This is a genomic window from Pseudomonas sp. P39-UII1, from assembly GCF_039672635.1.
In the GTDB taxonomy this organism is placed as follows: domain Bacteria; phylum Pseudomonadota; class Gammaproteobacteria; order Pseudomonadales; family Pseudomonadaceae; genus Aquipseudomonas.
Genome location: NZ_JBDFPP010000020.1, coordinates 1 through 19620, shown reverse-complemented (window position 1 = coordinate 19620; position 19620 = coordinate 1). Strand labels below are relative to the sequence as shown.

Annotated in this window: 17 protein-coding genes; 12 read left to right on the top strand and 5 right to left on the bottom strand. The window is 63.3% G+C overall.

Annotated features, from left to right (window positions below; genetic code table 11):
• The first annotated feature begins 81 nt into the window (after positions 1-81).
• The 7 genes from ABEH27_RS20855 to ABEH27_RS20825 all read left to right on the top strand — a co-directional run bounded on the left by ABEH27_RS20855 (position 82) and on the right by ABEH27_RS20825 (position 8231).
• Positions 82-1839 (top strand): carbamoyltransferase, encoded by a 1758-nt coding sequence (locus tag ABEH27_RS20855; RefSeq protein WP_016501928.1) that lies wholly within the window; start codon positions 82-84, stop codon positions 1837-1839.
• On the top strand, positions 1823-2953 hold the full coding sequence (locus tag ABEH27_RS20850) for a glycosyltransferase (RefSeq protein WP_346615373.1): 1131 nt from the start codon (positions 1823-1825) through the stop codon (positions 2951-2953). Before ABEH27_RS20855 ends, ABEH27_RS20850 begins: the two co-directional genes overlap by 17 nt.
• The gene (locus tag ABEH27_RS20845) at positions 2953-3849 is read left to right on the top strand and encodes an antimicrobial resistance protein Mig-14 (protein ID WP_346615421.1); all 897 of its coding nucleotides are present in this window, start codon (positions 2953-2955) and stop codon (positions 3847-3849) included. Before ABEH27_RS20850 ends, ABEH27_RS20845 begins: the two co-directional genes overlap by 1 nt.
• The gene (locus tag ABEH27_RS20840) at positions 3846-5249 is read left to right on the top strand and encodes a PIG-L family deacetylase (RefSeq protein ID WP_346615372.1); all 1404 of its coding nucleotides are present in this window, start codon (positions 3846-3848) and stop codon (positions 5247-5249) included. The genes ABEH27_RS20845 and ABEH27_RS20840 overlap by 4 nt, the downstream gene beginning before the upstream one ends.
• A gap of 48 nt (positions 5250-5297) precedes the next feature.
• Positions 5298-6254, top strand: a complete 957-nt coding sequence (locus ABEH27_RS20835; RefSeq protein WP_346615371.1) for a glycosyltransferase — start codon at positions 5298-5300, stop codon at positions 6252-6254.
• Positions 6255-6320: 66 nt separating this feature from the next.
• The gene (locus ABEH27_RS20830) at positions 6321-7094 is read left to right on the top strand and encodes a glycosyltransferase family 2 protein (RefSeq protein ID WP_346615420.1); all 774 of its coding nucleotides are present in this window, start codon (positions 6321-6323) and stop codon (positions 7092-7094) included.
• 45 nt (positions 7095-7139) lie between these two features.
• Positions 7140-8231, top strand: a complete 1092-nt coding sequence (locus ABEH27_RS20825) for a glycosyltransferase (protein ID WP_346615370.1) — start codon at positions 7140-7142, stop codon at positions 8229-8231.
• Positions 8232-8234: 3 nt separating this feature from the next.
• Here ABEH27_RS20825 and ABEH27_RS20820 read toward each other — a convergent pair whose 3' ends face one another.
• Positions 8235-8840, bottom strand: coding sequence for a toluene tolerance protein (locus tag ABEH27_RS20820; protein WP_346615369.1), 606 nt, complete (start codon positions 8838-8840; stop codon positions 8235-8237).
• A 99-nt stretch (positions 8841-8939) separates the two neighbouring features.
• Between ABEH27_RS20820 and ABEH27_RS20815 the strand changes: the two genes are divergently transcribed.
• The 3 genes from ABEH27_RS20815 to hldE all read left to right on the top strand — a co-directional run bounded on the left by ABEH27_RS20815 (position 8940) and on the right by hldE (position 13491).
• On the top strand, positions 8940-10115 hold the full coding sequence (locus tag ABEH27_RS20815; RefSeq protein ID WP_346615368.1) for an O-antigen ligase family protein: 1176 nt from the start codon (positions 8940-8942) through the stop codon (positions 10113-10115).
• Between the two features lie 15 nt (positions 10116-10130).
• The gene (msbA, locus tag ABEH27_RS20810; protein WP_346615367.1) at positions 10131-11939 is read left to right on the top strand and encodes a lipid A export permease/ATP-binding protein MsbA; all 1809 of its coding nucleotides are present in this window, start codon (positions 10131-10133) and stop codon (positions 11937-11939) included.
• A 130-nt stretch (positions 11940-12069) separates the two neighbouring features.
• Positions 12070-13491, top strand: coding sequence for a bifunctional D-glycero-beta-D-manno-heptose-7-phosphate kinase/D-glycero-beta-D-manno-heptose 1-phosphate adenylyltransferase HldE (gene hldE / locus ABEH27_RS20805; RefSeq protein ID WP_346615366.1), 1422 nt, complete (start codon positions 12070-12072; stop codon positions 13489-13491).
• Between the two features lie 192 nt (positions 13492-13683).
• Here hldE and ABEH27_RS20800 read toward each other — a convergent pair whose 3' ends face one another.
• The 4 genes from ABEH27_RS20800 to ABEH27_RS20785 all read right to left on the bottom strand — a co-directional run bounded on the left by ABEH27_RS20800 (position 13684) and on the right by ABEH27_RS20785 (position 17127).
• Positions 13684-14652, bottom strand: a complete 969-nt coding sequence (locus ABEH27_RS20800; protein WP_346615365.1) for a metal ABC transporter ATPase — start codon at positions 14650-14652, stop codon at positions 13684-13686.
• 51 nt (positions 14653-14703) lie between these two features.
• Positions 14704-15516 carry an aldo/keto reductase gene (locus tag ABEH27_RS20795; RefSeq protein ID WP_346615364.1) on the bottom strand — a complete coding sequence of 271 codons (813 nt, stop codon included), beginning with the start codon at positions 15514-15516 and terminating at the stop codon, positions 14704-14706.
• Positions 15513-16688: an FAD-dependent oxidoreductase gene (locus tag ABEH27_RS20790; protein ID WP_346615363.1), complete on the bottom strand. Its 1176-nt coding sequence runs from the start codon at positions 16686-16688 to the stop codon at positions 15513-15515. Before ABEH27_RS20790 ends, ABEH27_RS20795 begins: the two co-directional genes overlap by 4 nt.
• Positions 16689-16794: 106 nt before the next feature.
• Positions 16795-17127: a multidrug efflux SMR transporter gene (locus tag ABEH27_RS20785; RefSeq protein WP_008095055.1), complete on the bottom strand. Its 333-nt coding sequence runs from the start codon at positions 17125-17127 to the stop codon at positions 16795-16797.
• A gap of 87 nt (positions 17128-17214) precedes the next feature.
• Here ABEH27_RS20785 and ABEH27_RS20780 point away from each other — a divergent pair, with 87 nt between their 5' ends.
• Both ABEH27_RS20780 and waaA read left to right on the top strand, forming a co-directional pair.
• Positions 17215-18105 carry a LysR family transcriptional regulator gene (locus tag ABEH27_RS20780; protein WP_346615362.1) on the top strand — a complete coding sequence of 297 codons (891 nt, stop codon included), beginning with the start codon at positions 17215-17217 and terminating at the stop codon, positions 18103-18105.
• A gap of 11 nt (positions 18106-18116) precedes the next feature.
• Positions 18117-19388: a lipid IV(A) 3-deoxy-D-manno-octulosonic acid transferase gene (gene waaA, locus ABEH27_RS20775; RefSeq protein ID WP_346615361.1), complete on the top strand. Its 1272-nt coding sequence runs from the start codon at positions 18117-18119 to the stop codon at positions 19386-19388.
• Positions 19389-19620 lie beyond the last annotated feature (232 nt).

The window sequence follows — 19620 nt, the reverse complement described above, 5'->3', positions numbered from 1 at the left end:
TTGCGTTATAATCCCGCCTTTTAGCCGCCACCCGCCCATGAGGCCGCTGGCGCATCTCTACCGAATGAAGAGGCTAATCCCTTGGCATTGACGATTCTTGGCCTGTCCGGCGCCCTTAGCCATGACCCTTCCGCGGCCCTGTACATCGACGGCAAGCTGATTGCCGCCGCCGAAGAAGAACGCTTCGTGCGTGACAAACATGCGAAGAACCGCATGCCCTACGAGTCGGCGAAGTTCTGCCTGGAACAGGCGGGCATCAAGCCGTCCGACGTGGACGTGGTTGCCATCCCGTTCGCCCCGATCAGCCTGTTCGGCAAAGCTCGCTGGCACTATGCCAAGCGCTACTGGTACGCACCGGACCGCGCCCTCGACGCCATCCTGATGGGCAACCGTCGCTACAAGCGCTACCGCAAGAAGATCGTCTGGTGCCTGGAGCAGCTGGGCTTCGATCCGAAAAAAGTCAAGATCGAGCCGGTCGAGCACCACTTGGCCCACGCCTCCAGCGCCTACCATTGCTCGGGCTTCAAAGAGAAGACCGCGATTCTCGGCATCGACGGCAAGGGCGAGTACGCCACTACCTTCTTCGGCTATGGCGAAAACGGCAAGATCCACAAGATCAAGGAATTCTTCGACCCGGACTCTCTGGGTGGCCTGTACGGTGCAATCACCGAGTTCCTGGGTTTCGAAATGCTCGACGGCGAGTTCAAGGTCATGGGCATGGCGCCGTATGGCGACGCCAGCAAATATGACTTCTCGCGCCTGGCCAGCTTCGAAAACGGCGAACTGGTGATCAACACCGAGTACGCCAACGTTATCGGCCTGCGCCGGTATAAAGAGAAGGGCAAAGGTTTCTACTTCTCGCCGAAACTGATCGAATGGCTGGGCCCCAAGCGCGAAGGCGACATCGCCGACGAGCCGTACATCCATTACGCGGCCAGCATGCAGGCGCTGTTCGAGAAGTTGGCGTTGCAGATGATCGACCACTACCTGGGCGACACCCTGCGTGAAACCGGCAAGCTGGCCTTCGCCGGCGGCTGCGCGCTGAACGTCAAGCTCAACCAGAAGATCATTGCCCGCCCGGACGTGAAAGAGCTGTTCGTCCAGCCGGCCTCCGGCGACGCCGGCACCGCAGTCGGTGCGGCCGCCTATGTTTCCCACGCCCGTGGCGTGCCGGTCGAGAAGATGGAACACGTCTACCTCGGCCCGTCGTACTCCAACGAAGACGTGATCGCTGCCTGCGCCCGTCATCCGGACCAACCGAAGTGGCGCAAGCTCGACAACATGCCGCAGCAGATCGCCCAGATCATGGTCGACGGCAACCCAGTGGCCTGGTTCCAAGGCCGCATGGAGTTTGGCCCGCGCGCACTGGGTGGTCGTTCGATCATCGGCTGCCCGAGTGTCGAAGGCGTGGCTGACCGTATCAACCACCAGATCAAGTTCCGCGAGCGCTGGAGACCGTTCTGCCCGTCGATGCTCGACACCGTTGCCCCGCAGATGATCAAGGTCGATCACCCGGCGCCGTTCATGACCTTCACCTTCGAAGTGGCTGAAGAGTGGAAGACCCGCGTACCAGAAGTGGTTCACGAGGACGGCACGTCGCGTGCCCAGGTGCTCAAGCGCGAGTACAACCCGCGCTACTACGACATGATGAAAGCGCTGGAAGACCTGACCGGCAACGGCGTGTCGCTGAACACCTCGCTGAACCGCCGTGGTGAACCGATGATCTGCTCGCCGACCGATGCCTTGAACATGTTCTTCGGCTCGGACCTGCAGTACCTGATCATGGAAGACATCCTGGTCGTCAAGGACGGCGCAGCCGCGTATGACCAGCCGCTCTGAACCGCGCATCCTGCAGTTCTGCCATGGCTATGACGGGCCGTTTCTCGACTGCGCCCGTCAATACGCCAGCCTGTTCCAGGGCAGCGGCTACAAGGTCACCACGGTGTTCCTCACCGGCGCCACCGACCCGCAGGTCGCGGCCGGCTGCGCGTCGGACGAGGTGCTGTTTCTCGAATTCAGCTCCAAGGCTGTTCGCGGCCTGAAGCTCGGTGCCATCCGGGCGCTGCGCCGGGTCGCGGCCGAGCGCAACTTCAGCTTCTGCATCGCCCACCGCTTCAAGCCGATTTACGTGGCCTTGTTGGCCACGGGCTTGCCGGTGATCGGCGTGCACCATGCGTTCGGCGACTATCAGCGCAAGGGGCGGCGGCTGTTCGCCAACCTGTTCAGCAAACGTTTGAGCCTGCTCGGCGTATCGGATGCGGTGCGTGACGACATGCGTCGTTGCCTGCCGCAGTGGCCGGCCGAGCGTATTCAGACCTTGTACAACCGCATCGATATCGGCGCGCTCGACGCAGCGCTGGTGCCGCGTGCCGAGGCACGTCAGGCCCTGGGGCTGGATGCCCAGGCTTGGATCGTCGGGAACGTCGGCCGTCTGCATCCGGACAAGGACCAGGCCACCTTGTTGCGCGGGTTTGCCGAGGCACGCCCAGCGCTGCCTGCGGGGGCTCGCCTGGCGATCCTGGGCAAGGGGCGCCTGGAAGGCAAACTCAAGGCCTTGGCCGCTGAGCTGGGTATCGCCGGGCATGTCGACTTCCTGGGGCAGGTGCCGGATGCCCGCCACTACTTCCAGGCGTTCGATGTCTTTGCGCTGAGTTCTGACCATGAGCCGTTCGGCATGGTCCTGCTCGAAGCCATGGTGGCCGGCGTGCCCGTGCTGGCGACCGCCTGCGGTGGTGCGCGCGAGGTGGTTGAAGGCGTGGGCGTGTTGTTCCCGCTGGGCGATGCCACGCAGCTGGCCCAGGGCCTCACGCATATGGCCAAGCTGGACGCACAGCAGCGCCAGGCGTGTGCCGCGCACATGCTGCAGCGCCTGCACGAGCGGTTCTCCGACGCGGCTGTGCGCGAGGCCTTCTGGCAGCTGCCGCAAGTGCGTGCGCTGGTGGGGCAGGCATGATGCTCAATCATATTCAGGCCTTCCGTGAGCGGGGTTGGCAGGTTATCGACGCGGCAACCTACGCCCAGGCGTGGGCGCGATTCGGTGGCAGTGTCGCCACGCACCCGCTGGTGATCGAACAACTGGCTGACCTGGCGCAGATACCCGTGCGCTACCTGGGTTGGCATCAGGCGGGTGAGCTGAAGGCCGCCGTGCCGACCTGGGGGCGCCATCTGGCGCTGTCCAAGGACGTGCTCAAGCGCGCCGGCAAGAAAGGCCTGTTCGACCTTGGCAATGCCGAGATCATTCTGCCGGCCGCCGCTGACGCTGCCGCGCCGTTGCGCCATGCCGTGCGCTACCTGTCCGAGCTGAACCAGGGGCGCTTTACCGGCCTGAAGGCGCAGAAAGAACAGTTGGCCATGGCCCGGGCGCCTGAAGACCTGTCGAAGAAATTCCGCTACAACCAGCGCCGCGAGTTGCGCCTGCTGGAAGAGGCGGGTGGCGTGGTGCGCCCGATCACTGATTTCAGCTCCCGCGAAATCGCCGCCATGTACTGCGACCTGTTCCAGCGCCGCTGGGGCTTCCCGGCCACCGGCGCCGAGCGTATGGCGGACGTGCTGCAGCGCCTGCGCGAGCTGCTGATTGGGTCGGTGCTGTTGCTCGACGACAAGCCCATCGCCATCCAGCTGGTGTACCGCGTCGAAGCGCCGGGCTGGGTCAGTGTCGAATACGTCAACGGCGGCGTAGACCCTGAAACCAAGGCCTTCAGCCCCGGCAGCGTACTGAGCTTTCTCAACACCCAGGCTGCCTGGGAAGACGCCCGCACGCGCAACAAGCCCCTGCGCTTCTCGTTCGGCCGTGCCGACCGCGAGTACAAGGACCGCTGGTGCAACCCTGTACCGGTGTACCAGGCGTGAGCCGCAAGCAGCAGTTGCTCAAGCGCCACCGGCGCAACAAGCGCCTGGGGCTGCTGGCCGGCCTGGTGGCGTTGGTTGCCCTGGGCATATTCGCCTGGTGGTGGCTGCCGCTGTTGCTGTTGCCGTTGCTCTGGGCTGCCCACGAGGCGTGGTTTGCCGACCATCTGTTCTATGCGCCAGGCGAGGACTACGCTTACAACTTCGGCGAGCAGGCCCGGCAAGCGCCTGTCACCTTGCGTGACGGGGTGATCAAGGTGGGCGCGGCATTGCAGGGCGATGAAACGCTAATCCTCGAAGTTCGGGTGAAGAGCGGTTGGTTGGGGCGTTTTCTGGATCCGCGTGTCGAGTTGCTGGCAGATGAGATCAGCGATCGGCAGGCTTTCGAGCGCGGTGTCGCTGGGGTTCGCTTCCTCAACCTGACCGGGCTGGCTGCACCGCTTCAAGCGGGTACGTTGCGTTTGCGTGGTCGCCACTGCCGCCTGCAGGGCGAGCCTCGGCTGTGGATAACCCCCTGCGTCGAGTTGCAGCGCCGTCGAGTGATGGTGATTGCGCCGCATGCCGATGATGCCGAGCTGGCCGCTTATGGCTTGTACAGCCAGGCCGACGAAACCTGGGTGGTCACGTTGACCGCTGGCGAAATCGAGGCCGAGCACTATCAGCAGATGGGCCTGGGCAAGGCCGAGGCGGCACGCCTCAAGGGCCGTCTGCGCGCCTGGGACAGCATTGCCGTGCCGCGTTGGGCCGGGGTGCCGGAGTCGCGTTGCGTGCAGTTGGGCTACTTCTGCCTGCAACTGCCCACCATGCAAGCTGCGCCCGATGTGCCGGCGGCTTCACGTGAAGCCGACATGGCCGATATTCGCCCGTTCCGCCGCTTCAACCCGTTCCCGCTGCCGGCAGATGGCGATGGTGCGCCAACCTGGCGAAACCTGCTGGCTGACCTGCGTGCACTGCTGATGCTGGCCAAGCCTGACGTGCTGGTCATGCCGCACCCGCAACTCGACCCGCATCCGGACCACATCTGTGCCCAGGCGGCCGTGCTGGAGGCGTTGCAGGGCCTGGAATGGCAGCCGCAAACGCTGCTGTGCTACGCCAACCACCTGCATGACAACGACCGCTGGCCAATGGGCGACAGCGGCGACGGTGTGGCCTTGCCGCCGCAATTGAGTGCCGAGCAGCCATGGGCGCCGTGCTCTCTGGTGCTGGACCTGGCAACGCAACGCGACAAGGCAATGGCCTTGGGCATGATGCACGACCTGCAGCCGCGCGCACCGTTCAAGCGCCGGCTGCGCCGGCTGTTGCAGCGCTGGCTGGCCGGGCGCCGCCCGTCGCCTTACGGGGAGAACGAATTCTTCCGCAAGGCCGTGCGCCGGCATGAACTGTTCTGGCGCCGTGAGCTGTAGACAACGCCCATGGTTGACCGCGATGGCGCAGAGCGCCCAAGGAAAGCAATGAAAGTCCTATTTCTGGTGCAGAAGGAACAGCGGGCCATCCTCGATCGCCTGTACGACGGCGTCGCGGCCAACTGTGAGTGCGACCTGCGCTGGCTGACCAGTGAAGACCAGCGCAACCTGCGCCGTTACTTCAAACGCGAAGTGCAGGTCGAGCGCTATGACCGCATCGTCTTCTTCCTGCGTTTCAAGCAGGAGATCCGTCAGGTGGCGTTCATTCAGACAGTGCCGAACCTGGTCATCCTCGAACACGATGCCTACCAGAACTACATCCCCTGCAAGTACACCGGCAAGTTCAGCGCGCACTACCGCAAGTTGCCCTGGGCGCGGGTGATCAGCTCTGGATACATGGTCAGCGAGCGCTTGCGCCAGGAAGGTTTCGATGCGGTGTTCGTGCCCAAGGGCTACGACGAGCACCTGTTGACCGACCAGGGCCGTGACCGCGACATCGAGCTGGCGTTCGTCGGCAGCACCAACAGCGTCGCCTACAGCGGTCGCAAGGCACTGCTGGATGAGCTGGGGCGGGTGGAGAACCTGGTGGTGACGCGCACCAAGTCTGGCGAAGACTATTGCAACACGCTCAACCGTATTCGTTTCTTCGTCAGTGCCGATGTCGGCATGGGCGAGTACATGATCAAGAACTTCGAGGCCATGGCCTGCGGCTGCGTGCTGCTGGCCTTTGACCAGGGCGCGGAAGAAAACCGCGCCCTGGGCCTTCAGGACATGCACAACGTGGTGTTCTACGACAGCATCCCGATGCTGCAGGCGAAGCTGCACACGTTGCGGGCAGACCCTGCCCTGGCCCAACAAATTGCCGAGAATGGGCGCCATCTGGCGGTTTCCCGTTTCAGCTTCGGTGAAGTTGGTCGTAGCATCGTCGACCACATGCGCCCGGCACTCAGGCCGCATCCGCCCTTGTCTGCATGGCAGCGGTTGCGGTTGAAGCTGGGCTTTTAATTAAAAGAACTTTCGCTTTCAGGGAATGCAGGCGAAAGTCGATTGTCGCAACGCGGAGGGAGTCCGGTGCGCTTTTCTGAAGAGAGTGATGTCACCCTGGTGGTGACCAGCTGCGGTCGGTTCGATCTGCTCAAGGAAACCCTTGCGAGTTTCGATCGCTATAACACTGCGCCCATACGCGAGGTTTTCATCACCGAAGACTCCGGGGACGATGCGGTGCATGGCGCCGTGCCGGAACACTGGAAGCCGTACTGCACGGTGTTCGTGAATCGGCCCAAACTTGGCCAGTTGCCTTCGATCGACCTGGCCTACAGCCACGTCAAGACGCCCTACATCTTCCATTGCGAAGACGACTGGCAATTCTATCGTCAGGCGTTCGTCGAAGATTCCAGGTCGATACTGCAGGCCAGCGCCGAGGTGTTGCAGGTGTGGCTGCGCAGTTATGCCCATGACCTGGCGATCCACAGCCCCTACATTCACTTGGGCGATCGCCAAGTGATCGCAGGTGTGCCTTGCTACCCTCTGCTTTCCGAGAAAGCCGAGTGGCAGGCCTTTTCGCTCAACCCCGGCCTGCGTCGCCTGAGCGATTATCAGCGCTGTGCGCCATTTGCCGCCTATGCTGGTGAGAAGGCGCTTTCCCGTCGCTACGCAGAGATGAATCTGACAGCAGTCACGCTGGAAGGTGATGCAGTATTGCACACCGGCTTTGGCAGCCACGTAACCTTGCCTGAAGAAGTCCAGCGCAAGGCCAAGCGCCGCCAACGCGATCGGGTAAAGCTGGCATTGACGCTGATTATGGGTGCCTTGGTAGGCATGGGAATTTCTATTTTTGTTCACTGAAATCGCAGTCCCACCTGGCTTGAACGGGAGAGGGGCGCTATCCCCATGAACATCGTCAACATGATGTGGGCGGGCGGGTCACCGTACATGTCCATTCACAAGGTTCACCGGCAGGTGCTGTCGCACGCGGGTGCGGATGCCCGTATCAGCAACTGGCTGCTGCTGGGCAGCGGCCTTTGTTGCGGGCTCGGCTCCACCCGCGAATGGCACATGCCGCAACGTGCGCTCAAGGGGCGGCATCTGTGGCGCCTGCTGCGGCCATGGCTGCGCTTGAAGCTGCGCAGGGCGTTGGCCGAAGCCAAGGCCGATGTGTTGCTGCTCGATGGCGTGGGCGTCGCGCGCCTGGTGCTGCCATTACTGTTGCAGCTGCCTGGTATGCGGGCCAAGGTCCTGTTCCACGGCAAGACCCGTCTCACCGCCAGCGATGTTCGCCTGCTGTCCAGGTTCCCCGCCGACCGGCTGAGTATCGCTGCGGTTTCGCAGACCCTCGCCCAGGCGCTGGAGCGCGACCTGGGGCGGCCAGTGCAGACGTTGCGCATGGCGCTCGAACCGCACGCGTTTATCGAGTCGCTGATGACCCGCGAACGGGCACGGCAGGTTTTGGCGCTGCCACAAACCAGCGGGCAAGTACTGGGCGCCGTGGGGCGGCTGGTAGAGAGCAAAAGCTTCGAGATGCTGATCGACGCATTCGCTCAGGGCACTGCGGCGCAGCCTGATGCACAGTTGGCAATCATCGGTGACGGCCCTCAGCGAGCGGCCCTGCAGTCACGAATCGACGCACTCGGCCTGCATGGCCGCGTCCATCTCTGTGGGCACCATGATGACTTGCAGCAACTTTACCGGGCGTTTGACTGGCTCATGGTGCCCTCGCGCGCCGAAGGCTTGGGGTTGGTCGTACAAGAAGCGGTAATGGCCGATGTGCCGGTGATCTGCAGCGACCTCCCGGTGTTCCGGGAGCAATTGGGGGACACCGGCTGCTACCTGCCGGTGGGTGATGTACAGGTCTGGGCCCAGGCGATCGAGCGCTGTGATGCCCGTAGCGCGGCGGCGCTGGCCGCCCGGCAGCGTCAGGCGCTGGCGCCGGAAGCGGCCTGGCAGGCTTTCAGCAGTGGCTCGGCCAGCCTGCTGCGCGGCTGAGGCTCAGCGCGCCAGCAGGGCCGCCTCGAAATCGGCGAGCGGGAAGCGGTCGCCAAGCTTCTCGCGTTCGATGTAACTCACCATGTGTTGCACATTGCGACGAACCATCCGGGCAGACAGTGGCGGGCGCAGGAAACGCATGTCTGCCACGTCGATCAGGCCCAGGCGCTGGTCGGGGGTGACCACCACATTGCCCAGATGCAGCGAGCGAAAGTACACACCGCTGCGGTGCAACTGGCGGATCAGGTCGATCAGGCGGGGCAGGTAGATGTCCCAGCTGAAGCCGTCGTCACGCGACATCTGCAGCAGCGTGCGCCCCGGCAGCGGGCGATACAGCACCGCCGTTCTGCCGGGCAGATCGAGCTTGTGCTGGCTGATGACCTCGAGCGTGGGGATGCCCAGTTGGGCAAGGCGCGTGGCGTTTTCAACAAAGCGCTGGGAATAGGGGCGCAGCAGCGCAGATGAAATCAGGCGCTTACGACGAAAAACCTTGAGGAAATTTCCATCTTCAAGGAGGTAGACTTTGGCGCCATGGCTGTCAGCCTCTAGAACCTGGGCGCCAAGTGTCAGCTGATCGAAGTCGACCTGGGTGAGCCGAGAGCATTGCATGAATTGAGCCTTGTCGTCTGGCGAGCAAAATGACCGGCAATAATGCCGAAAATAATGCTGTAGCACCATGATGGTGTCTTTGATTCACCGGGGGAGCTGATGTTGCATGAGAAAAACTGGGCGCGGGCCTGGTTGGGGTTCGGTCTGGTCTGGTTTGTAGCTGCGATCGCTCTGGCGCCCAGCAACAAGGTATATCAGCAGGGCCTGGTAGCGTTTCTGTGGTTGCCTACCTTGATACTGGCATGGCCCGCGCGCACGGTGCTGGTCGAAGCCTGGCGACGTCAGCCGGCGTTGTGGGGGGCGGTGCTGCTGCTGATTGTGTGGGGTGCCATCAGCCTGGTCTGGTCGGCCGCCGAGGAACCTGGCCGCGAAGCCAAGCGCTTGATTTACATCCTGGTGTTTCTGTTGGCGTTTCCCTTGGTGGCCCAGGGCGGGCCTGCACGCATTCGCCACTTGCTGCAAATCGGTAGCGGTTTGCTTGCCATTGCGGCGTTGATATCGATCGTCCAGTTCTATTTCGTGTTGGGCAATCCGCTGATCGGTAGGCTTGGGGGCATCGGCGAAATCTCCCACCCGATTCTTGGCGCCTACGTCATAGGTACGGCGGTCCTGCTGCTGCTCTATCAGTTGCCGCACCAGCGGGTTGTTCAGCTTGGCTGGTTGTTGGCACTGGCATGCCTGGGTGCATTCGTCATGCTCAGCCAGAGCCGCGGCGCGGTGCTGGCGTTGCTGTCCACCGTGGTACTTGCGCCGTTGTGGTTCCGCGACCGCCATAGCCGGCTGATCGCAGTTGCGGCCTTGATTGCCACTGGCGTGGCGTTTTATGTGGTGTATGACGTGATCACCGCGCGAGGCTCCTCGTTCCGCCCAGAGATTTTCCAGGCCGTGATTCAGATGATCGGCGAACATCCATGGACCGGGCTGGGCCTGGGTGCGTCCTACAAGGTGAGTGCGGTCGGTATGGAATTCGACCATACCCACAACATGTTCACCCACGTTGCGGTGGAGCTCGGGCTACCTGGCATGTTGCTGTGGATCGCGGTATGGCTGTTCACGCTGGCTGAAATCGTGCGCGCGCGCCACACATTGCTGGGCAAGATCCTGCTCGGGCTGTGGATTTTCTCCACCATGGCCATGCAGTTCGATGCCGCCAGCCTCACCGCAACACCGCGTGCCGAGTGGTTCGTGAGCTGGCTGATCGTCGGCCTGGCGATGTTGTTACCCTGGGGGAGTGCCGAAAATGACGCCTGTGGTAAAATTTCCGGTTCAACCTGAACAGCGAGCTCGATGATGGCCGAAACACCGCTACCGGCGGAGCACACCTCCAGCGTGAAGATCTACTTCCGGCTGCTGAGCTACGTGAAACCCTATGTCGGCATTTTTCTGCTGAGCATTATCGGTTTCGTGATCTTTGCCTCGACCCAGCCGATGCTGGCCGGGATCCTCAAGTATTTCGTCGATGGCCTCAGCAACCCCGAAGCGGTGCTGTTCCCCAACGTCCCCTACCTGCGCGACCTGCAGTTGCTGCAGGCCGTGCCGCTGCTGATCATCCTGATCGCCGCATGGCAGGGGCTCGGCTCTTTCCTTGGCAACTACTTCCTGGCCAAGGTCTCCCTTTCCCTGGTGCATGACCTGCGTGTCGAGTTGTTCAACAAGCTGCTGGTGTTGCCCAACCGCTATTTCGACAACCACAACTCCGGCCACCTGATTTCGCGCATCACCTTCAACGTGACCATGGTCACGGGGGCCGCCACCGATGCCATCAAGGTGGTGATCCGTGAAGGCCTGACGGTGGTGTTCCTGTTTGCCTACCTGCTGTGGATGAACTGGCACCTGACGCTGGTGATGGTTGCCATCTTGCCGGTCATCGCGGTGATGGTCAGCGTCGCCAGCAAGAAATTCCGCAAGCAGAGCAAGAAGATCCAGGTGGCCATGGGCGACGTCACGCATGTCGCGTCCGAAACCATCCAGGGTTATCGCGTGGTGCGCAGCTTCGGCGGCGAGGCTTACGAGCAGCAACGTTTTGGCCGTGCCAGCCAGAGCAACACCGACAAACAGCTGCGCATGACCAAAACCGGTGCACTGTATACGCCGATGCTGCAGCTGGTGATCTACAGCGCCATGGCTGCGTTGATGTTCCTGGTGCTGTTCCTGCGTGGCGACTCCACTGCCGGTGACCTGGTGGCCTACATCACTGCCGCAGGCCTGCTGCCCAAGCCGATCCGCCAGTTGTCGGAAGTCAGTTCGACCATCCAGAAAGGCCTGGCCGGCGCTGAAAGCATCTTCGAGCAGTTGGACGAGCAACCCGAAGTCGACAGCGGTACCGTCGAGAAGGACCGGGTACAAGGGCGCCTGGAAGTGCGCAACTTGAGCTTTACCTACCCAGGTACCGATCGCGAAGTGCTGAGCGACATCAGCTTTACCGCCGAGCCTGGGCAGATGATTGCCCTGGTAGGGCGTTCCGGCAGCGGCAAGTCGACCCTGGCGGCGCTGATTCCACGCTTCTACCACCACGACCAGGGGCAGATCCTGCTCGATGGCGTCGAGATCGAAGACTACCGCCTGCGCAACCTGCGCCGTCACGTTTCGCAGGTTACCCAGCACGTCACCCTGTTCAACGACACAGTGGCCAACAACATCGCCTACGGCGACCTGGCCGGCGCACCGCGCGCGGACATCGAAGCCGCGGCGGCCGATGCCTACGCCAAGGAGTTCGTCGACCAGTTGCCCAAGGGCTTCGATACCGATGTGGGTGAAAACGGCGTACTGCTGTCTGGTGGCCAGCGCCAGCGCCTGGCAATTGCCCGGGCACTGTTGAAAAATGCCCCGTTGCTGATCCTCGACGAAGCGACATCGGCACTGGACACCGAGTCCGAGCGGCACATCCAGGCTGCGCTGGACCATGTCATGAAGGGCCGCACCACGCTGGTGATCGCCCACCGCCTGTCGACCATCGAGAAGGCCGACCAGATCCTGGTCATGGACCAGGGCCGCCTGGTAGAGCGCGGTACGCATGCCGAGCTGTTGGCAGCAAATGGCTATTATGCCCGCTTGCACGCCATGGGCCTGGAAGAGCCGGCAAAGGCCGATATCACCTGAGTCCTCCCTGAACGGGGCCGTATGGCCCCGATTGTCACCGGAATTTTCCAGGGCCCGATCTGGCCGTAAAGCCGTCGCCTGCCCTGTGCTAATATCCTGCCCCTGTTCATTATTTCCATATGGGTTGCCCATGAAGTTGTCCATGCCGCGTTTCGATCAAGCCCCGGTATTGGTGGTCGGCGATGTCATGCTGGACCGCTACTGGCATGGCGGTACTTCGCGTATTTCGCCAGAAGCGCCAGTGCCGGTGGTCAAGGTCGATCAGATCGAGGATCGCCCCGGCGGCGCGGCCAACGTTGCCTTGAACATTGCCGCCCTCGGCGCACCGGCAGCGCTGATCGGCGTGACCGGCCAGGATGAAGCTGCCGACAGCCTGGCCAACAGCCTGCAGGCTGCTGGCGTGCGTTCGGTGTTCCAGCGCATCGCGCACCAGCCGACCATCGTCAAGCTGCGGGTCATGAGCCGTCACCAGCAGTTGTTGCGCATAGATTTCGAAGAGCCGTTCGCCACCGACCCGTTGTCGTTGGGCGCTGAGGTCGAAAGCCTGCTCGAGGGCGTCAAGGTGCTGGTGCTGTCCGATTACGGCAAGGGCGCGCTGAAGAACCACCAGAGCCTGATCCAGGCCGCACGAGCCAAGGGCATCCCGGTGCTGGCCGATCCCAAGGGCAAGGATTTCTCCATTTACCGGGGTGCCAGCCTGATCACCCCGAACCTCAGCGAGTTCGAGACCATTGTCGGCCGTTGCACCGATGAGGCCGAGCTGGTCGCCAAGGGCCTGCAGCTGCTGCTGGACCTGGACCTGGGCGCGCTGCTGGTCACCCGTGGCGAGCATGGCATGACCCTGCTGCGCACCGGCCAGCCGGCCCTGCACCTGCCTGCGCGTGCCCGCGAAGTGTTCGATGTGACCGGTGCCGGCGATACCGTTATCTCCACGCTGGCGGCCGCCATCGCAGCGGGTGAAGACCTGCCCCACGCCGTTGCCTTGGCCAACCTGGCTGCAGGCATCGTGGTCGGCAAGCTGGGTACCGCGGCAATCAGCGCACCTGAGTTGCGCCGTGCGATCCAGCGTGAAGAGGGTTCGGAGCGTGGTGTGCTGGGCCTGGAGCAACTGCTGCTGGCCATCGACGATGCGCGCGCGCATAACGAGAAGATCGTCTTCACCAACGGGTGCTTCGACATCCTGCATGCCGGGCATGTGACTTACCTGGAGCAAGCACGGGCCCAGGGCGATCGGTTGATCGTCGCGGTCAACGACGACGCTTCGGTAAGCCGCCTGAAAGGCCCCGGTCGGCCGATCAACAGTGTCGACCGGCGCATGGCGGTACTGGCCGGCCTTGGCGCGGTGGACTGGGTGATCAGCTTCCCAGAAGGCACGCCGGAAAACCTGTTGAGCCAAGTGAAACCGGATGTACTGGTCAAAGGTGGTGACTATGGCATCGACCAGGTGGTCGGCGCCGACATCGTCAAAGCCTATGGCGGTACCGTGAAGGTGCTGGGGCTTGTCGAGAACAGCTCGACCACGGCGATTGTCGAGAAGATCCGCAAGAACTGATGGCGCTGGGGCCGCTTCGCGGCCCAATCGCCGGCAAGCCGGCTCCTACAGAGAAGCCAGTGCCCTTGAGGCCAGCGCTGTACATGGGGGAGCCGGCAAGCCGGCTCCTGCAGAGAAGCCAGTGCCCTTGAAGCCAGCGCTGTACATGTGGGAGCCGGCTTGCCGGCGATGGGCTGCAAAGCAGCCCCCACTTCATTTATGCAGTGTGGTACGCGCCCGCTGCAGCAGCGCCCGCGCTTTGTCTCCAAAGCGCTGCAAATGTGAAACCCTGGCCGTTTTGCGCTCCACCAAACCCTGCTGCTTCACCCACTCTTTCCAACGTATCCGCTCATCCGTCACCACCCAGCCGTCCTGGCGCGCGAAGCTTTCGGCCAGGTACAACCCGCGGGTGCTCGCCGGTACCAGTTCGTCTTTCTTCAACGTATACAGCTCAGCCAGTGGCTTGCCGTCCTGCAAGGGCATCAAGTACAGGTCTGGCCGTTTACGGTTTAGCCGCGCCACCAACTGATCGCCCTCAAGGCGTTCATCCACATGGAACAGGCTCAGCTTCTTGGCCTCACGGGGCACCTGCAGGCGCATGTCGTAGATCAGTTGCAACGAGGCGGTGGGCAAATGCACATATGCCCGCGGCCGTTCCAGCAGCATCAGGTTGCCGCAATGCACCGGCCGTGCGGCGCCAGACTCTGGCGTCAGCACGAACGGCAGCGACTCACGGTAGTGCAGGGCAGCGTCATAGGGCGCCGGAAGCCAGGTTTCGTTGAAGCGCCCGCCCAGCCAGCCTTCCGGGGTTTCCAGCAGGCATTCTTCAGCCACTTCCTGAACGGCGGTGTGCAACGGCAGGTTCAACTCCTGGGCCGGGACATAACCTGAAATCAATTTCAGTACTACATCGCCGCGGTCCTGGCGCCGCTGGCGCACCAGCACCCAATAGTCACGGTGCTGCCAGTGCAAGGTCAGGCGCACCGAGACACCCAGGTTGGCCAGTTCGACCACGAAGCACTGGTTGTCTGGCAACTGGATGGCGCGCCGCCGCTGCTGGGTCTGGGCAAAGTTCAGCGGCATGCCGATGCTCTGATAGACCAGGCCTTCCGGGGTGGCTTCGACATGCAGCGGCAGTGTCTTGAAGTTGCTCGGGTTCTTGCGGATCAGCGTACGCGGCACGAGGCTCCTCCTTGCGTCAGGGCTGTCTTCAGGCCCTAGGGTAGGGACAACTCAATGCTGGCCCAGGATACGGGCGACGGTGGCCACGTTGTGGGCCAGGTGCAGCGGATTGATAGTGCCGACGATAGCACTGCTGACGCCCGGGTGGGCAAACAGCAGTTCGAAGCTGGCCTGCACCGGATCGGTGCCGGGCGCCAGGCAGACATGCCCGCTGGCTAGAGCCTTCTTGACCAGAATGGCCTTGCCGTGTTCGGCAGCGTAGTCCAGCACCGGGCGTTCCGCCTGCTCGTTGAGGTTGTAGGTGACCATGGCGCAGTCGCCTTGCTCGAGGGCCTTCAGGCCACCGGCGACGGTCTTGCCCGAGAGGCCATAGCCGAGGATCTTGCCTTCCTGCTTCAGCGCTGCAAGGGTCTGGTAGACCTCCTGCTGCTCGAGAATCTCCAAGTCATTGCCATCGGAGTGCACCAGCACCAGCTCGATGCGGTCGGTCTCCAGGCGGCGCAGGCTGCGTTCGACCGAAAGGCGGGTGTGGGCGGCGCTGAAGTCGAAGCGCGACTGGCCGTCTTCGAACTCTTCACCGACCTTGCTGACGATCACCCACTCATCACGCTGGCCACGCAGCAACGGCCCCAAGCGCTCTTCGCTGCGGCCATAGGCCGGTGCGGTGTCTATCAGGTTGATGCCCAGCTGGCGCGCTTGTGCCAGCAGCATGCGTGCTTCGTCATCACCGGGGATGGTGAAACCGGTGGGGTATTTCACGCCCTGGTCGCGGCCTAGCTTGACCGTGCCCAGGCCCAGGGGCGACACCTTGAAACCGGTGCTGCCCAATGGGCGGTGGAAGTCGTGGAGGGTTGGCAGGGTCATGGCAGCAGTTGCTCCCAGGCTGGTACGCCGAGGGGCGGGCGCGGCAGCGCAGAGAGATCGGCCGGGGCGCCTGGGCGAACACCGTCGCGCTCGAGGCTGGCCAGCACGCGGTCACTGAAGTCTGGCGCCAAAGCCAGCTTCGTCGGCCACCCCACCAGCAGGCGCTGCTGATCGGCGAGGAAGGCGTTGTCCGGGCGCACCAAGCCAGATTGCGCCGGCTCTGCGCGGTCGACGCGCAGTGTGGCCCAGCGGACCAGGCTCTGGTCGACCCATGGCAACAAGTTGGCGATTTCCTTCTGCGCTGTAGCGATCTGCGCCGCAGGCTCGCGCGCTACTCCATCGGCTTCGGCAAGGTCGCCGCCGAGGTACCAGACCCATTGCCCATCGGCTGCTGGGTGGGTAGTCACGGTGACGCGCGGCTTGGGCCCACCACCCAGGCAGTGGGCATACAACGGCTTGAGGTTCGGGCCTTTGGCCATGACCATGTGCAGCGGCCGGGTTTGCATGGCTGGCTGGCTAAGGCCCAGCGCGTGCAGCAAACCTTCGGTGCCGGCTCCGGCACTGAGCACGATGCGCTGGGCACGGATTTCACGGTCGTCCACGCGCAGGCCGACCAGCTCATCACCTTCGCGCAAGGGTTCGATGTGCTCACCTGCCAGCAAGCTGTCGCCAGCCAGCTCGGCCAGGTTGGCCAGCAGGCTGGGCACGTCGATGACCAGCTCTGCCAGGCGATACACCTTGCCCTTGAAGGCACGGTCCTGCAGCGCAGGTGGCAGCTGGTCGCCCTTCACTTGATCGACCCGGCCGCGCACGGCCTTGCTGGCGAAGAAGCTGGTGAGGTTGCCGGCCAGCGTGCCTGGGGACCACAGGTAGTGCGCGTCGGACAGCAGTCGAGTACGCCCGAGGTCCAGCTCGCCATTGCCGGCCAGGGCCTCGCGCCAGCGTCGCGGCATGTCGGCAATGGCTTCCGAGGCACCGGTCAAGGCACCATGCAGGGCGTATTTGGTACCGCCATGGATAATGCCCTGGGACTTGATGGTCTGCTCGCCGCCAAGGCTGGCGCGCTCCACCAGCACTGTCGAATAACCCAGGCGACGCAGGCGGGCATTCAGCCACAGGCCTGCGACCCCGGCGCCGACGATCAGCACGTCAGTGGAAATGGCGGTTGGCATGGCGGTACCTCGAAGACTGGGACAGCTGGCAAGTATACAGGCTCAGGCCAGGGTGGGCTTTGTGATCCTGGGGCTGCGCAGCAGCCCCAGGATCCATCTGGCAGCATCAATGCCCGGCTGTCTTGGAGAACAGCTGAATCACCACCACCCCACCCACAATCATGGCCATGCCCAGCATCGCCGGCACATCCAGCTTCTGGCCATAGATCACCAGCGCCGCCACGCTGATCAGCACAATGCCCAGCCCCGACCAGATCGCGTAAGCAATGCCCACCGGAATGCTGCGCACCACAAGGGTCAGCATCCAGAAGGCGATCCCGTAACCGACCACCATCAACAGCAACGGCAGCGGCGTGCTCAGGCCCTTGACCGCTTTCATTGAAGCGGTGGCGATGACTTCGGCGCAGATCGCGATGGCGAGGTAGGTATAGGCATTCATGGCGATATTCTCCGGTTGCTGGTCGGGCATTCTAGACGCTGCCTGGATGGGGTAAAGTCATTACCTATCACCCCTGGAGATAGGTTGATGCCGCAACAGTGGAACCTTGAGCAACTGCGTCTCTTCGTGCGTGTGGTCGAGCTGCGTTCTTTTTCTGCCGTCGCCCGCGAGCAGCGCAAGGCACAGTCGGCAGTCAGCAATGCCATTGCCTTGCTTGAGGCGGACCTGGGCGTAACCCTGTTTGACCGCAGCAGCGGCCGTCAGCCGAAACTGACCGAAAACGGCACCGCACTGCTGGAGGATGCCCGCGAGCTGCTGCGCCAGTGTGAACGCCTGGACGGTCGGGCCCTGGCGCTGATGCGTGGGCAAGAAGCCTTGCTGCGGGTCGCCCAGGACGAGGCCATGCCTTATCAGCCGGTAATCGACAGCCTCGACGAACTGGCCAGCCGTTACTCCTTCCTTGAAGTGCAGCTGGCCAGTGCCGCCCAGGGTGATGTGGCGCGCAAGTTGGTGGAGCGTCGCGCCGACCTGGGTTTGTTCTTTCACCACGAAAGCATGCCGGCATCGCTGGAGCGGCGGACCCTGGGCAGCGTGGAAATGGTCACTGTGTGCGCCGTGGACCACCCGCTGGCGCGCGAAGGGCGGGTGACGCGCCAGCAGCTGGCACGTCATCGCCAACTACTCATTACCCCGCAGCAAAGCGGCTACCCGGGTGGCGAGGCGATCAGCCCGCAGGTATGGCGTGCCGACAGCTTCTACGCCATGGCTGAACTGTTGATGCGCGGCCTTGGCTGGGCCTGGCTGCCGCGCCACGTGGTGCAATACCCGACCTACCAGGCGCAGATGGTCGAGCTGGCCAGCGAATGGCGGCCACCGGCCTTGGTGGTCGAACTGGCCTGGCGCCGTGACGAGCCGCTGGGGCCGGCCGCGCAATGGCTGGCCGAGCGCTTTGCAGTACACCTGCGTGCTATCGGGTAAACTTCGCCGCCATGAACAGAACTCTCTATACCCTGCTGTTTCACCTGGGCCTGCCACTGGTTGCGCTGCGCCTATACCTGCGGGCACGCAAAGCGCCGGCCTACGGCCAGCGTATCGGCGAGCGCTTCGCCCGCCACCTGCCAGCCATGCGCCAAGGCGGTATCTGGGTGCACGCCGTGTCGGTGGGCGAAAGTATCGCCGCCGCTCCCATGGTGCGTGCGCTGCTAAAGGCCTACCCGGACCTGCCGATCACGCTCACCTGCATGACCCCGACCGGTTCAGAGCGCATTCGCGCCCTGTTCGCCGATGAACCGCGCATCCAGCATTGCTACCTGCCTTACGATCTACCGTGGGCGGCGGGGCGCTTTCTCGACCATGTGCGCCCGTGCCTGGGTGTCATCATGGAAACCGAGCTGTGGCCCAACCATATCCATCAGTGCGCCAAGCGGGGCATCCCTGTGGCGCTGGCCAATGCGCGGTTATCCGAGCGCTCGGCCCGTGGTTATGCGCGCTTCGCCAAGCTGACCCGACCCATGCTGGCCGAGATGAACCTGATTGCGGTACAGACCGAGACCGAGGCGCAGCGCTTTCGCAAACTGGGCGCACGGCCCGAGTGCGTGCAGGTGACCGGTTCGATCAAGTTCGACCTGAAGATTGACCCACAACTGCTGCCGCGCGCCAAGGCGCTGCGCGAGCAGTGGGGTGCAGGCCAGCGCCCGGTGTGGATTGCCGCCAGTACTCATGAAGGCGAGGATACGTTGATCCTGCAGGCCCATCGGCAGTTGCTGCAGGTGCATGGCGATGCGCTTCTGATACTGGTGCCGCGCCACCCGGAAAGGTTCGATGCGGTGCACGCCTTGTGCAGCGAGCAGTTCGCCACGGTTCGTCGTTCAGCGGGTACGGCAGTGGGTGCCGAGACTCGCGTGTTGCTTGGCGACACCATGGGCGAGTTGCTGTTCCTCTATGCCTTGGCCGACATCGCCTTCGTCGGCGGCAGCCTGGTCGCTACGGGAGGGCACAACCCGCTGGAGCCGGCGGCGCTGGCATTGCCGGTGATCATGGGGCCGCATGTGTTCAACTTCCTCGAGATCAGCGCAATGTTGCGCGAGGCGGGGGCGTTGCAGCAGGTGGATGATGCTGAAGGTTTGGCCGAGGCGGTGCGCCGGCTGGTCGAGCTGCCTCAGGATGCACAGCGCATGGGCGAGGCGGGCAGGGCGGTGATGCAGGCCAATCAGGGCGCCTTGCAGCGGTTGCTGGATGGGCTTGGGCTGTTGATCCGCTGAGTCATGTGGAATTCGCTTCGCGGGTAACTCCCTCCCACCAGAGACCAAAGCCCGCGAGCGCGCCGCATACCCTGTGGGAGCGGCTTCAGCCGCGAAGCAGGCGCCGCGGTGGATGGCACCGGCTTCGCCGGTGTTCGCGGCTGAAGCCGCTCCTTGTATCTCGACTTTCGCCTCCCAAGAGGCGAAAGTTCTCGACTGATCATCGAGGGAAGGTCTTGAAGCGGAGCCGCTC